This is a genomic window from Paenibacillus polymyxa, from assembly GCF_001719045.1.
Lineage (GTDB): Bacteria > Bacillota > Bacilli > Paenibacillales > Paenibacillaceae > Paenibacillus > Paenibacillus polymyxa_B.
In genome coordinates this window covers 5,093,997-5,108,576 of the sequence record NZ_CP015423.1, presented here as the reverse complement: position 1 = coordinate 5,108,576, position 14,580 = coordinate 5,093,997, and the positions used below count along the sequence as shown (strand labels likewise).

Genomic DNA, 14,580 nt, shown 5'->3' with positions numbered 1-14,580 from the left:
TTTTAGAGTGGTGTATGATAAGTTGATCCCTATCAGGCAAGGCAACTTATTTCGTTTGGTCAACCGTACGGAATTTGTTAGCGATAGCTGTCAATTCTTGGCTGATGCTATTCAAAGTCGTTACGAAAGCTTGCATTTGTTTGCTAGCTTCCTGAAACTCTTGGAAGAAGCGTTGCTTAGTCATACCTTCCCATTGACCTTCCATACCTGAGATGGACTGTGTCAAACTGGAAACGATCTGCTGGCTTTGTTCACCACTTTGTTTAAATTGGTTAGCCACCTGATCAACCTGTTCTGGGGTAATTAAAATGCGTCCTGCCATTTTTTGCGTCCTCCTTGATGATAAATAATGTTTTTGTTTATCTGGTTCAAATTGTACTATGGCTATTTAATTCCCTACAAAAGGCAAAGGACCTAATTGTTATAATCCCACTTTTTAACTATAAAACAGCACCTAACAGTATAATATTAACAAAACAACCACCTAATAAGTCCCATAAAGCCGGGAATTGCGAAACGAATTCAAGTAAATTTTGCAGTCGATCCAGATTGTCCCGGAACGCGTTCCCAACTAAGCGACAGGCTGATCTCTTGCTGTAGAGGGATCAGTAAAATACCAATCCTGCGGACTGCTAGAAGACGCCTGCATCAGAATATCCTGATGCAACGTTTCTATATCCGAAGACTGTACACCAGCAATGGCATGTACGACAGACTGCGGGTTTGAAATCAGACTGCCTCCTTCCGAAGCTTGCCCAGGCAGAATAGACGGTGATTGCTGATTCGACCAATCGAGCATCGTGACGGGTCGTCCCAATGGTTGGCTGGCAAATGACAGAATCGTTTGATAGTTGTGATCAACAGACTGAAACTGCTCTGCCTTTCGGTTCAGTTGTGTACCTGATGTATGGAGGTAAGCATGGATCTGTTCTGACATCCGCTTGGCCTGCATCCAATGATTCAAGATCGCCTCGCGTGCAGATACATCCCAATCCAGCGATTGTAACGCCTGCTCCAAACCTGCTGTTAACTGTTGAATTTGCTCCGCCGCATGCTGTAGCTGCCCGCTAAGCCCCCGAAGCACATCCGGTTCAACTCGAATGCGCATATCCATCACCCTTCTTCTGTCACTTCTTCATTCACTGCCGACTGTTTCAACCAATTTAATAATAAATCCACAAACTGATCTCTTGAAGCCATAGCTGCAATCAGCCAGTCTCCGTTACCACTGGAGCTCATCCGAAATATCCAGTTCATTGCGGGACACAGGACAAAGGCTGCCCGTTGTGACTCCCACTCCCTACCGTTCCAGACCAGCAATTGCAATTCTCCCTCGGCTACACGGGAACTCAAAGACTGAGCCAGGCTTGCAGACCCCTCTGCATCTCCGCTAGCCTCGGTCAGTTTACTGCTGATCAGAGATACACTTTCTCCTGCCGACTGCTCGTAAATTTTATTAAATGCCTGCTTGGAGAACATAAGTGCGGGGGATTCAGGCATAAGTCGATCTACCCAACCCATTTTATCAACCAATGTTTCGCAAGCCTTTTCCACATTACCCAGATCGTACAGTCGATACTCATCGGGTTCATCAGCGGATTTCACGAGTTCCACTACACGTTCGTTCGTGCAATGGAGATAGCCTTCAAACTGCTTGCCTCCCCGCACATAGCGTATACGGCAAGCCCTGTTGGATAATCCCGCGATAGCGACTCTTGAAAAAACGGTAGGAGGCATTGCTAGCTCTTTGCCCTTATCTGCCCGCTTTAGATAACCCTTTTCCAAAAGAGTAGCTTTTACCTGCTCCCACTCTTCCGCCAACTCCTCTGCTAGATAGCCCTTAAACGGATCTTCCACCCCAAGCAGTCTGTCAGAACCCAATACGCCTGCTAGAAAAAACAGTTCCTTCGCCTTGAGGGTTATTAACTTCTGCTTGGAAGCTTGAAACGTTAACATTATGAGCCACCTCCCTTCAAACTACAACATGCCATCGGTCACGAATTTTCGTTATCCAATCCTCACAGCTCACTTGCTCTGAGAAGGGAATTGCCGCTTTTATCCTGGTAAATTTGCGCCGTACGTAGTATCCCTGCCCAGGTGGCAGGACTTTTAGGCCACCAGCAGCGGCGTTCGCCTCCGAATAAGGGATACGAAAGAACGATAGATCATTCGAATCTAGTGTTCCAAATAGCATACCGCTTTGGCTTGCCTTGACATCATTAAACCAGTCCACACCAAAGGTAGGAAAATCAGATGGCACACCCGATAGCACGACATGCACATTGCGATCACGTCCCAACCGTACAATGGCGGAGAGCTGATCCTTTATCATAAAATCGTTCAGTTGCTTACTTAACATATCCGCATCATCAATGACCAGGAGCAATTCGGGATCATTCCCTTCCTTGTTCCGCTGTTGAACGATATCATACACTTTCTGTACCAGAGGTCCCATTTCTTCTTCGCTTTCGGCAGCAGCCTTAACATGAGGAAGATGCCGTAATCTAGATAGTCCTCCGCCTCCATAGCGTGTATCAATCGTATAGACTTCCAATTGATTAGGTGATGTGTAATAAGCGAGCGATATAATCCAACTCATTAGAAAAGAGGTTTTTCCACCCTCCATTGGACTACCCACGATAAAATTGGGCCCTTCTTTTAGATTCAGGAGAAAAGGCTCAAGATCGTCACTCTGTAGACCTACAGGCACCTCATAAGGAAGTGCGCCCGAGGGTCCACTTGTCTGATCCCACTGCTGAAGCAGTTCCGACAGTGGAATCCGCTCAGGTAATGGAAGAATGGCTGGTGCGTGCTTGCCTTTCCATTCCTGCGCAATGCCAGCGATATTGCGACGTAACCGTGCTGATCGTTCCGTCTCATCTTCACCTGGTGAAGGCAAAGCCGTTTGGAACTCCAGCGGAGGAACATGTCCTTTAACCAGGGCGCGGCCTGGAATTAACGGTCCTGGCGTTTTGGCTGGTCGTCCTACCGCATAATAATAGTCACTCGGGTCGGACATTTCAAAAGAAACAGCATTCGGTATGTTACTGCGGAATTTCTCAAACACATCGGTAATCCGGTTCGCCGTAATGATAAACGTGATACCTAGACTACCTCCTTCTCGCAAAAGAGATTCCAGCAGTTCATTTTCATCTGGATAAGCATTACGGAAATTAAGATATCCATCAATGACTACGACAATTTGCGGAATATCCTCGACAGCAGAACGTCGATAAGAGCTTATTGTTTTGACACCAGCCTCGGAAAGCATTTCCTTGCGTACGGCCACCATCTTGAACAGATAACGGAACAATCGCTTGATCCGGTCATCCTCCTCAGCCATCATAACAGCCCCGATTTGGGGAAGTTCCCCAAAGTCGCGCATCGTTCGACCCATGTCAATGATATAACCATTCCAATGATTCGCAGTAAAACGCTGAGCCGTGGACATCAGCAACGTATGCAAAAAGGTCGTTTTCCCCATGCCCGGCATGCCATACACAGCCCAATGACCATGATCCAGCGATGCATAAATCGGCTCCTGCCGCTGATTCGGCAAATCATCGACCAGACCCATAAGAGCCTTCAGCTCCAAAGATGATGATGTACTATCTATTTCGGTGCATGCAGGCAGATTTGTTAAATCCAGCAATTCAGGCAGCGGTGGAAGCCACGGTCCCTGAAGTCGTTCGATCCCTGCTTTAGCAGCCTCATTCGCAATATAATCAATAAATACTTGAAGCTGTTTAGGAGCTTCTTCACCTTTTAAGCCTGAGCTTGCCCGTTCTCCGCCCGTCAGTAGCGCTTCACGTTTCCCGTTCAGTCTCACTTCATGGACAGGTAGTGCAGAAGAAATATCGCTGTTGCCTATATACGGCGCACCGCTCCAAGCAAACTGCAACTCTTCAAAAACCTCGTCGCTACCCACTTGAAAATATCCTCGTCCCGGCTTCGTAATCCACGCAGCATTCGGTATTTTCAACATGTCACGGCTATCACCTTCGCTTTGCACCCGTAAGCAGATGCGGAACCTGGAGTTACTCCAGATCTTATCATCCACGACACCTGCGGGCTTTTGCGTTGCCAAAATCAAATGGACACCTAGTGTCCGCCCAATCGCAGCAATACTGATTAGCTCGTCCATGAACTCTGGCTGATCCCGCTTTAATTGTGCAAATTCATCAATAATAATAACCAGATGAGGCAGCGGTTGTTCCTGCCGCTGCCGGAGTAGTCTGTAATATTCATCAATATGCTGTAAATTGCCTGCATCGTTCAATATCTTCTGTCGACGAACCAGTTCTGCTTTAAGAGATATTTTGGCACGTTCAATCAAATTATTGTCCAAGTTCGTAATCGTACCCACCACATGCGGCAAGTTAACGAACGTGTTAGACATGCCTCCACCCTTGTAATCGATCAGCATAAAAGCAAGATCATGCGGATGAAACTCGGCAGCAAGCGAGGCTACGATGGATTGGATAACCTCACTCTTCCCTGAACCCGTTGTACCGGCGATCAAGCCATGGGGACCATGTCCTTGACGCTCTATCTTATCATGCAGGTTAATCATAATCTTCTTGCCGCCTGCTCGCACGCCCATCGGTACGGGTAAGGTATCAGGATGGCGGTTACGTCGCCACCGATCTGCCACGTCCAGTTCTGCTACACTCGCTACGCTCATCATATCAAACAGAGGCAGCACAGCGGGAATATCAGAAGCAGAGGAACGCTTCAAGCGAATAGGAGCCATGTACCGCGCCAATGCATCGGCTTCCTCTTTTGATAAACGATCCGGTTTAAAACTTTGCTGTTCAACCTCCGCCGATTCTGATTTGCGGGCATATACGCCCTGCTCTTTGGAAGCCTCCACAATCAGCTGACACTGCATCGGCAAAGCCTCTTTACGAGAAGCCAGCACAATCGTACACGCATCAATGGCTCGGCCGTCCTCCAGTAACAACGGCAGCAACGGTTCTTCCTCAATCAGCTGGGTGTCAGATAAAACAACGACATAACACGGGACTTCCATCCCTCTGCCCTGACGATCATTGCGATTATTTTTACGGCGGTTCAGTCTGGCAAACAGAAAATCAGCTAGTTGATGTGCGCTGCTACTGCGGTCTGACATCATTCTCTGGATTCGGTCATCATCCCACACATGTGGGAGCCAGCGCATCCAAGTCCATTCACTTTCCTCTCGCTCGTCATAGAAGGAAGCAATTTTCACTTCATCTGGCGAGTGACGAACCGTCACTTGTGCCAAGATGACTCTTAACGCAGCAAGGGTATGCTCCCGTTCGCCGACCAATCCAACCACTTTGGATTGAAATAGCGGTAATGCAATGGAAGCGGCGTCTACCAGACGAAATTCTTCTTCCAGTTCATCCGCAGCTCCCAACAAAGGATCTCGATCATAACCGTCTGGGCGTGGAATTTGCAATTTAATATGAAAGGGAACTTGTCCAGTTCCAATACGCACCTGCAAAAAGTCCTCATCCTCAGGTGATCGTTCCCAGAGTGAACTGTTGCGGTTTTTGACAATTTGAGTACATATTTGCGGGTCACCGTGAATTTCATATAGTGTGCGAATTTGCTCCTCGCGTTTCATTTCAAGTTCTTCACGATGCTTTTGGAGCTGTTCCCGGTACATGCGGTCCCGTTCCTCCAGCTTGCGCTTGTATTCCTTCTTATTATTTAGATAGACGAAAAAAGGAATCGTATAAGATGTAAGCATCATGACCACAGTGACCATCTGGAACATCAAATAGTTACTGTTGCCCATCTTACCTGTTTTGCTCATATATACGTAAAAGCCTATAGTCACCAACGTCATCATTAACGGAATAAGTATAGATATAATAGAAAAAGACGGCTTGCTCGGCTCAGCCGGAGGCCGTAAAATCTCCAGCTTCTCCTCTCGGAGCGCCGGCCGTAATCTCGGGGATCGCTGGTATAATGCATTCAAGACAAAAGTCCCCCTTTTCGCTTACTATTTCATTTTACCAAGGTTTCATATAATTTCATGTGTGTATTTACCCATTTTTTTCACTTTGAAACAGAGAACGCCTTCCATACACAGGCGCTTCGTCCTGAGTTGTCGAAAAAGCGCGCTGAATACGCACAGTACAGCCTTCCCGCAAGCCTGATCCTGTGAGTAGCTGGTTATCCCCCACCCTGAACCAAAGCCCTTCCGGGAACTTTGCTTCCATAATATATTGCATGCCTTCCGCTGGAGGCTCGCCGAAAATGCGCACACCCAGCATCAACTTTAAATGTTCCACCGAGTATTCATCAGCTACCTCGATGTCAAACCACTCTGTTTCCTGTCGTCCTGAAAGCACGGTCAGGATCATCTGTCATCCCTCCCGATCCTTAATATATAGCAAAGTTCACGCAAAAAGCCTATTTCTACGGAAATATGGCTATCGTAACTGTAGCATCCGACTATTAGACTGTCAATTTGTTACAAAATACCCACTCCAAAAATAAAACAGCGACTTTAGTCATATTTTCTCACATTAGTAGAGTCATTAGCATCAATAATATGTATTTAATTGTTTTTAATATGGGGATATACGTCATTTTGTCGATTAGTTAGAACTAAATTCGATTGTTACCTAGATTGTTGTGAACACTTTGTAAATTTTTCAGACCTTTATGTTTTTATAAGGTGTTTTTAAGGTAATTTTAAGAAACGGGCACTACAATGAAGCCATGAAATAACTCAGGCGAGGTGATTTTTGTGAGAACATTAATTACATTTCAAAACAAACGTATTCCCGTATACTTCAATCAAGAAAATAAGCAACCGGTACAAAAAACATTAAAACTTCTAAGTAACACTTTGGAGAATAAAATCTCCAGCGGCAAGCGTGCCCTTCAAAAATGTCTTAACTCTTTGATCAGTATAGAGATTGTCGGTTGTGAAGCCATCCTGCATAGCGTTAGTGAAAATGATTCATTGGCATTGTCCCTCTATTAAGAGGGACTTTTTTTGTCCACATTAGACACAAAAAAGAGAGGGGCATTTCAGCACCCTCTCCATATCAGCAGCTTTGAAACATGATACATGTGACTTACCGCAGCTTATGCATTTGATTAGACTCTATTTAAAGTATTCTGCGATAACCTTTTTTACCGCCTCGTTCCTTATTCTGCGCCTTCTCAATCCGTATTCTAAACAGTTCTAGTAAATTAGCGCGTGTATGCTCTTCCCGGCAGTTGTCCAGCTTTTTTAAGATAAAACGGTCAATGGACATATGACTCAGGCTCCTTTACAGCAAGCTGCCCCTGCTTTTCAAGGGGATGATCAGGCTATCCATTTTTAACCATTCTGTCTGTTGTTTAAACAGGTACGTTACTTATAGGATAAAGCAGACGGGATTACATACCCTTTAATTAGGGTAAATACATAAAGTTTCGAAAATTTTATCACGTTAAGCCTGGAAGCTATGGACAAGGAGCGAGCAAAAACCATGAGTAAACACATGATTACCAAAATAGGCTGGAACCTTTTATGTGCATTCTTAATCCTAACGATGCTGGCTGCATGCAGCAGGGAAAAAGCTTCAACCCGGAGTATGGCCCTACATGAAGCTGAAGCACGTGCCTACACCGTAACGGGTAATCCCAACCAAGGCGCATCATCCCTTGATGAACGAGCTGCCAATCATACACCTGTCCATAAGCAAGGCAGCAGCTATGTCGAAATATCAGGTGGCGTTAGCATTGATAAAAATACCGTGAAGGTTACAGGACATTCCAACCTCCCGGCCGGAGCACGGATCAAAGGGAATCTTGCGGTCAAAAACTCCCTGTTAACTGGGTACACGGATGAGACAACCGTTCAAAAGGATGGAAGTTTTGTACTCCAGGTACAACGCCCCGGAATACAAGGCAGTATGGATCTGACTGTTCTGTTCCGTCCAGATGACCAAGACAATGAAATACGAAATCTGTATGGCAGCGGTGGCAACAAATTAGAAGGTCCTTATGTATATCAATACGAAGAAAACAAACAGCTTCTGCATGAAGTTCGGATTGGGGCTGAATTTGATCCTGAACAAGAACGCAATACCCCTTTAGTTAAGCCCGTCTGGAATAAACCTAAGGACTACGGTAGCCCTCAAGTGTGGATTAAGCCTGATGTGAAGCAAGAAGGTAACTATTATCATGTATATGCGCGCAGCAATTTGCTGGAAGGGTCGGACGTCAAACTCACGATTGATTTTCCGGGACGATGGCAGTTTGGCTACGATGATCAAACCAAAGTTATGCCTGACGGCTCCTTCAGCATGAGGGTCAAAAAGCCGAGCCTTGCCAACCACTATACCATAGTCATAATTTTCGAACCGAACGAAGATATGTGGACTAACGCCAAACAGGCGTACGGTACACAAGGGGAACGCCTTTCGGGACCGTTAGCCAAATCCGCAGACGACAAAGAGGGCTCCAAACAGATTGAAGCCCGTATCCCTATCCAACCCAAATCGTAACTAAACGCAGTATCTAACCTAAAGTTACGGCCGTTCGCCATGAAATACGCTTCACAGATACAGCCTAGGACGCGGTTTCCACGTCTGAGTAGATACAGAATCTAGTGTCTTCTAGCCGCTACGGCTGTATCGTGACTGGCGTGCCTATACTTACCTTTTCCTGAAGCTCAAGCACATCCTTATTCTGCATTCGAATGCAGCCATGTGACACCATCTTGCCAATGGACCATGGCTCATTGGTGCCATGAATGCCATAATGCGGCTTGGACAGCCCCATCCAGAACGCTCCGAAAGGGCCGCCGGGATTGGGCTGTTTGTTAATAATCGTAAATTGCCCATGCGGTGTCTGTGTAGCCAGCTTGCCAATACCGACTGGATAACTAAGAACAATCTGATCTCCATCTTTCAAATATAAACGACGATCCGATAAATCCACCACAATGCTGTAGTTCGGCATATATTCACCCCTTTATACCATATGCCGACTACAACTTAGATTTTCTTATATTTTTACATTTGATGCTTCACTGCAGCTTGGCTTACCACTCCACATCACGTCGCCAGCCGCTTCGCTGATCCCTACGACCCGGGGCTGTGCTTGACCGGCTATCTTTCCTGCGTCGATCCGCTTCCTTACGCGCCTGATATTCCAGTTCACGCTGCATTTTGCGATAATTGTTCACTCTGGATTCCGACAATTCCCCTCTCTCTATAGCTTCCTCCACTGCACATCCAGCTTCGCCCTTATGCTTGCAATCTGCAAAACGGCATTGCTGCGCCGTTTCCATAATATCTGTAAAGGTATGGGCGACTCCCATGGAATCATCCCACAGATTAAGCTCACGCATGCCGGGTGTATCCAGCAGAACAGCTTGCTTTGCGATGGGAAAAAGCTGTCGGTGAGTGGTTGTGTGCCTGCCCCGGCTATCTTCCTCCCTCACATCCTGTGTCAGTTGAACTTCAGACCCGGAGAGCCAGTTTACTATCGTGGATTTGCCACTACCGGAAGAGCCTGTCAAAGCAACTGTAAAGCCAGGTTGAAGAAACGCCTCCAGTTGCTCTCTGCCTTCGTTCTGCAAAGCAGAAATAACGATAACAGGTACACCAGGAGCAACTCCCTCCGCTTCAGCAACCCGCTGTTCGACATCTTCACAAAGATCACTCTTACTCAAAACGACAACCGGGTTTACCCCGCTGTTCCAAGCCATAATTAAATACCGTTCCAGTCTGCGCATATTAAAATCATGATTCAGCGCATTAACAAGGAAAAGCGTATCCACATTTGTCGCGATCAGTTGCTCCTTCGTCTCAAAGCCCGCGGCCTGCCTAGATATTCGACTTTTACGTGGCAAGACGGCATGAATTACTGCATCCGACACTTCATCCGACGTGGTGATTGCCAGCCAGTCCCCTACAGCCGGCATTTCCGCCGGATCTACCATAGCATGTCGTAGCTTACCTGAAGCCGCTCCCCAGCGTTCTCCATCCATTGTGATAAGCTTCACCTTTTGTCCATAATCGGCAATCAAGCGGGCAGGACGTACCTGTGTATTTCCTGCTCTTTCCTCATAGCTTTGCTTCCATTGGTCCCAAAAACCGTTCCAGTAATCAGACCAACCGTATTCATGTATACTCATTGTTTTCCTCCTGAAATCATCGTTTATTTTTGATCGTAGTGTTATTCGATAGGTGTACATTTTTTCTCCCCGCATGCAAACAACGCAAAAAATCCGCAGGGGTTTCCCTGCGGAGGGTATACGATTCAGGCCGATGTGATCCGTTCGTTCACTTAAGCAAGCGGTCTCACACGGACCACTCCCCAGAATCAACAACTGGATAACAAGACGCCTAACCATAAAAAATCCGCAGGGAATCACTCCCTGCGGATTTCGTTGGTTCTACTGTCCAACCAACTGCTAAGCCAAGACTATAGATCTATACAGTCTTTAACCGTGCATCGTCCGTGCGGGAGACAAGTCATTCTGCTGCTGAACCCATCCATTCATGTTCGTACGCATATAACATCGCCTCCTCCTAAAATTTCCTTTATCATACAAGTCCATCAATTGTCTGTCAAGGCTGCTACGAAACTTTTTTGAAATCTTTGTCAAGTTTCGTTTAGCGTACCTGATCCCAGCGTGTCCACATCTCACGCGGGTTCAATTCGTACATTTCCCGTTCCCTGTACATAAACTGATGCATAATCAGCTCACGCCGAATCGTTGCAAAATCCTCATGGTATTGCTTGATCCACTCGTTTAATTCACGTTCAGGATACATACGGCCTGGCTCCAACTTTTCTGCCAGCATCTGAAGTACAATCAATTTTTTCTTATACTGTGCAGGGATTTGGCGCAACTTGCCGTCCTTGGAAAAAAAATTGCGTAAGACCGACGCCTCCAGCGTTTCATTCAACTCTGACATCTCTTCCTCCCCCTCTCCTTTTTCGAAAATAAATTGTACCGTCGCCTCGGCATGCTGCCGGATCAGCTCTGGATTCAGTGTAAAATATACCGTGTTTTTATCACGTCGTTCCTTAATCAACCCAGCCTCACGGAGTTTGGAAGCATGATGTGTAACAGTCGGCTGGGATAAATTCAGCTTTTTCGCCAAAGCTTGGCCATGCATCTCCCCACGTGACAAAAGAAGTAATATGCGCATTCGCGTTGGATCAGCAAGTGCTTTATGATAATTGACCATTTTATCCAGTTGCATCGTTATTGCACCTCTTTTCACTAGTACGTACTTGCTATGCAAGCGAATTCAATTACACGAAATAGATATATATCTAATTATATGTTTGCTAAAAGTGGCTGTCAATCTTCACTGTCCGTCATCTCTTTCTGAAAACGGCTGGATATTGTGTTTGCATTGCGGTAGGATTATTATTTGAAACCTTCTCACATACTGAGCTATTTGCTTCAATCCTGAGATCCGTTTTTAATCGTCAAAATAATGTTAACCCTACAAAACTGGCGTAATAAACCAATACAACTGGAGGTTCATCCAAATGCACGACGTAATCATTATCGGTGGCGGACCCTGCGGACTATCCGCTGCAATCGAATGCAGCCGCAGAGGTTTGCAAACTGTCATTATTGAAAAAAGCAACATCGTTCACTCCATTTTTCTGTATCCGACGAACATGCAGTTTTTTAGCACCGCCGAACTACTGGAAATCGGTGATGTTCCATTCAGCACCCCTAATGACAAACCTTATCGTCATGAAGCACTGGCGTACTATCGTAAGGTAGCCACTCATTATAACTTGAACATTCAGCATTATGAGGAGGCCCAGTCCATTCATCGCCAGGATGACGGTACATTTACCGTACATACCCTGAGCAAAGGAGAAATAACCAAAACGTATTCGTCCCGTTATGTCGTAGTGGCTACAGGATATTTTGATCATCCGAACTATTTAGGCATTCCCGGGGAACAATTGGATAAAGTCACGCACTATTTCAGCGAAGCCCATCCCTATACAGGAACCCGGGTCGCAGTCATCGGTGGCAGTAACTCTGCGGTAGATGCTGCGATGGAATTGGTCCGGGTCGGAGCTACGATTGATATGGTATATCGTCGAAGCGAGTTGTCCCAATACATCAAGCCGTGGGTACGTCCACTGTTTGACAGTATGGTACAAAAAGGGAAAATCACGCTGCACTTAGGCGCACGCATTACCGAAATCCATCCAGATCATGTCATAGTCAATCCGCTGGACACTGAAGCATTCCGACTCGAGAATGATTTTGTACTGGCACTGACCGGATTTCACCCGGAACGAAAACTGCTGGAGTCTGTCGGCGTTCACATGGCTGAGGATCTGGACAAACCAGAATTTAATCCTGCCACGATGGAAACGAACATCCCAGGTGTATATGTCGCCGGGGTCATCGCTTCAGGCAGCAATGCCAATGAAGTTTTTATTGAAACAGGCCGCTGGCACGGGCGACAAATCGCCGAACATATCCAAAGCTAAATAAACGAAGGAGAACATCTGTATGGATTACAGCTCACTTATCTTACTGGTATTGGCTGGTCTAGGGATTGTTAGTGGCAACTCTACCGTGACTATTGCCATGGTTGTATTACTGCTACTGCGGGTAACCAGCTTTCACACTGCTTTCCCCTGGCTTGAAAAGTATGGCCTGACGATCGGAATTATTATTTTGACGATCGGGGTCATGACCCCGCTAGCCAGCGGTAAAATCAGTATCAATCAGGTGATGGAGTCTTTCCTGCACTGGAAATCACTGCTCGCGATTGGTATCGGAATTCTGGTAGCCTATCTTGGCGGCCGCGGAGTAACTTTAATGTCTGGACAGCCCATTATTGTGACAGGTCTACTGATCGGGACCGTCATTGGCGTTGCCTTCTTTAAAGGAGTTCCTGTTGGACCTCTAATTGCTGCCGGATTGCTTTCCTTGTTAATTGGCCGCAGCTAAATTCGTACAACAAATATAGGAATACATGATAGCAATCTGCATGTCGGGCTGAATTCAGTCCCGCTTTGTGGTATACTCATATCGCATAATTTGGTAAATGCAGGAGGCTTGACCGATGTCTCGACAATTTGTAACGGAAGCTGTAATGGTGGCTATATACGGCCAACTACTTACATCTCCCGCCCCTGTGGAATATATAGTGCCTTACACATCACTGCTAGAACTATACGAATTCCAGGACAGCACAGAGCCGCTCATGGATAATCCTATGGACGATCAACATGTGAAGCGGAAGGTAAGCGAGTTGATCAGTTATTTTGAGGAACCGTTGAATCAGAAAAAAATTCGGCGTGCCCTTCAGATGCCTTGGGCCAAGAGCTTGCCTATTCTATTCGATGCCAATACATCACTCATCATCATTAATGCTGTTGATACAGCGCATTACGGAGAATATTTTGATCCAATTGAGACTGAACTGGTGTTGACAGCTCAGCGTGAATCATTACCCATTCTGACGGATCAATTGGACTGGATCCACCGCATTATCGAAGCTTCCGTACCTGTACATGTGTACGACATTGATGATTTTGATTTTGCACTCGATGGCCCGATACTTAACAACCCTTGACATACGACATACCCGCCTTGACCACAAAAAAGCGGCGGAGCATCATGTACAGGCTTATCTCCTGTAACACGATACTCCGCCGCTTTTCATGTCCAAACTATTTGCACGCTATGATTGACAGTGGAACACTAAGGTTGTTCATCCTCAACATAGGTGTAAATAATGTCATCATGTTCCTCCAAATACTTAACTTCCAGATGATGGCCCTTCAGATACCAGTAATCCTGGTCCTCCATATAAAACGTAATGCCAGCCGCTTCATGCTGTAATACGGGGTGCTGCGGCGGCTCTACGGCAATTCCCAGAGAAAAGCCTGGATGCAACCCACCGCCAGAGCTATAGCGAACAAAAAAACGGATCGAATCTCCACGATTCAAACTAAGCTCCTTAATGTACCACTGTGCCGCAGGTTCAGTTACCTGTATGCTCATACGTTATGCTCATCTCCTTGTACAATGACGTCTGCCAACTATATCATAGCATCTTTTAGAATGACCACCAACCGGTCTCAACCCAGCGAGCTTCTTGGACAAGTCATATACATTTTTTTGAAAAAGGTTTGACAATTCGCAAAAAAGGGTGTTAAGATTCAACCATACGAGATCCATTTTGAAATTTATTACCAATTTGAACGATTACTCATGTTAGAATGAACCCATTTTGAGGAAGAAAGGAGTGTTACCGGTGCTAAAATTTCCTATTGCATTTTACCCACATCTACAAACACAACAACTTCATACCGGAGCATCTCCCCTGTCGCATCCTTCAAAATTGGGCCATTCGCGTTGTATGGTTTAATACGAGTGGCTGCCTGCGTTTGAGCAGTTTTTCAGTGGTGAGTGTGCTGAAAATACCTGCGCGCCATATGATATTGAGATTTAAGGCATATCGTCTGCGGACGGTATGCCTTTTTTGCGCCTGTTGCCGGATCATATTTGTGGTAGCAAGCCGCTGTTGTTTCTTCAAAATGGTACACAACTCTCGAATGAACTTATCATGAAAGGAT

Annotated in this window: 16 protein-coding genes; 5 read left to right on the top strand and 11 right to left on the bottom strand. The window is 46.0% G+C overall.

Annotated features, from left to right (window positions below; genetic code table 11):
• Positions 1–46: 46 nt before the first annotated feature.
• The 5 genes from AOU00_RS23165 to AOU00_RS23145 all read right to left on the bottom strand — a co-directional run bounded on the left by AOU00_RS23165 (position 47) and on the right by AOU00_RS23145 (position 6,356).
• Positions 47–322 (bottom strand): WXG100 family type VII secretion target, encoded by a 276-nt coding sequence (locus tag AOU00_RS23165; RefSeq protein WP_013309990.1) that lies wholly within the window; start codon positions 320–322, stop codon positions 47–49.
• Between the two features lie 249 nt (positions 323–571).
• Complete coding sequence (locus tag AOU00_RS23160; RefSeq protein WP_061829458.1) at positions 572–1,108, bottom strand: WXG100 family type VII secretion target; 537 nt, start codon at positions 1,106–1,108, stop codon at positions 572–574.
• Between the two features lie 5 nt (positions 1,109–1,113).
• A complete protein-coding gene (locus AOU00_RS23155) occupies positions 1,114–1,956 on the bottom strand; it encodes a hypothetical protein (protein WP_061829405.1) in 843 nt (280 codons plus the stop codon).
• 16 nt (positions 1,957–1,972) lie between these two features.
• Entirely contained in the window at positions 1,973–5,968 is a 3,996-nt protein-coding gene (essC, locus tag AOU00_RS23150; RefSeq protein WP_061829406.1) for a type VII secretion protein EssC, read from the bottom strand.
• Between the two features lie 67 nt (positions 5,969–6,035).
• Positions 6,036–6,356: a hypothetical protein gene (locus AOU00_RS23145; protein ID WP_023988263.1), complete on the bottom strand. Its 321-nt coding sequence runs from the start codon at positions 6,354–6,356 to the stop codon at positions 6,036–6,038.
• Positions 6,357–6,745: 389 nt separating this feature from the next.
• On the opposite strand from AOU00_RS23145, the gene AOU00_RS25990 reads away from it, so the two are divergent.
• Complete coding sequence (locus AOU00_RS25990; RefSeq protein WP_013370782.1) at positions 6,746–6,985, top strand: hypothetical protein; 240 nt, start codon at positions 6,746–6,748, stop codon at positions 6,983–6,985.
• Positions 6,986–7,112: 127 nt separating this feature from the next.
• Here the strand turns inward: AOU00_RS25990 and AOU00_RS26730 are convergent, their stop codons facing one another.
• Positions 7,113–7,262 carry a hypothetical protein gene (locus AOU00_RS26730; protein ID WP_023988262.1) on the bottom strand — a complete coding sequence of 50 codons (150 nt, stop codon included), beginning with the start codon at positions 7,260–7,262 and terminating at the stop codon, positions 7,113–7,115.
• Between the two features lie 216 nt (positions 7,263–7,478).
• Between AOU00_RS26730 and AOU00_RS23140 the strand changes: the two genes are divergently transcribed.
• On the top strand, positions 7,479–8,498 hold the full coding sequence (locus tag AOU00_RS23140; RefSeq protein ID WP_237166227.1) for a flagellar motor protein MotB: 1,020 nt from the start codon (positions 7,479–7,481) through the stop codon (positions 8,496–8,498).
• Between the two features lie 118 nt (positions 8,499–8,616).
• Here AOU00_RS23140 and AOU00_RS23135 read toward each other — a convergent pair whose 3' ends face one another.
• The 3 genes from AOU00_RS23135 to AOU00_RS23125 form a co-directional block, all read right to left on the bottom strand.
• A complete protein-coding gene (locus AOU00_RS23135) occupies positions 8,617–8,955 on the bottom strand; it encodes a L,D-transpeptidase (RefSeq protein ID WP_023988260.1) in 339 nt (112 codons plus the stop codon).
• Positions 8,956–9,037: 82 nt separating this feature from the next.
• Entirely contained in the window at positions 9,038–10,135 is a 1,098-nt protein-coding gene (gene rsgA, locus AOU00_RS23130) for a ribosome small subunit-dependent GTPase A (RefSeq protein ID WP_061829407.1), read from the bottom strand.
• Positions 10,136–10,616: 481 nt separating this feature from the next.
• Positions 10,617–11,213, bottom strand: coding sequence for a DUF2087 domain-containing protein (locus tag AOU00_RS23125; protein ID WP_061829408.1), 597 nt, complete (start codon positions 11,211–11,213; stop codon positions 10,617–10,619).
• A 295-nt stretch (positions 11,214–11,508) separates the two neighbouring features.
• Between AOU00_RS23125 and AOU00_RS23120 the strand changes: the two genes are divergently transcribed.
• The 3 genes from AOU00_RS23120 (at position 11,509) to AOU00_RS23110 (ending at position 13,574) form a co-directional block, all read left to right on the top strand.
• Positions 11,509–12,480 carry a YpdA family putative bacillithiol disulfide reductase gene (locus AOU00_RS23120; protein WP_061829409.1) on the top strand — a complete coding sequence of 324 codons (972 nt, stop codon included), beginning with the start codon at positions 11,509–11,511 and terminating at the stop codon, positions 12,478–12,480.
• Positions 12,481–12,502: 22 nt separating this feature from the next.
• Positions 12,503–12,946, top strand: coding sequence for a DUF441 domain-containing protein (locus AOU00_RS23115; protein WP_029517055.1), 444 nt, complete (start codon positions 12,503–12,505; stop codon positions 12,944–12,946).
• 115 nt (positions 12,947–13,061) lie between these two features.
• Positions 13,062–13,574 carry a hypothetical protein gene (locus AOU00_RS23110; RefSeq protein ID WP_023988256.1) on the top strand — a complete coding sequence of 171 codons (513 nt, stop codon included), beginning with the start codon at positions 13,062–13,064 and terminating at the stop codon, positions 13,572–13,574.
• Positions 13,575–13,702: 128 nt separating this feature from the next.
• On the opposite strand, the gene AOU00_RS23105 is transcribed toward AOU00_RS23110, so the two are convergent.
• Both AOU00_RS23105 and AOU00_RS25985 read right to left on the bottom strand, forming a co-directional pair.
• Positions 13,703–14,005, bottom strand: a complete 303-nt coding sequence (locus AOU00_RS23105) for a HesB/YadR/YfhF family protein (protein ID WP_069291750.1) — start codon at positions 14,003–14,005, stop codon at positions 13,703–13,705.
• Positions 14,006–14,339: 334 nt separating this feature from the next.
• Complete coding sequence (locus AOU00_RS25985; protein WP_231109418.1) at positions 14,340–14,540, bottom strand: hypothetical protein; 201 nt, start codon at positions 14,538–14,540, stop codon at positions 14,340–14,342.
• Between the last annotated feature and the right edge of the window lie 40 nt (positions 14,541–14,580).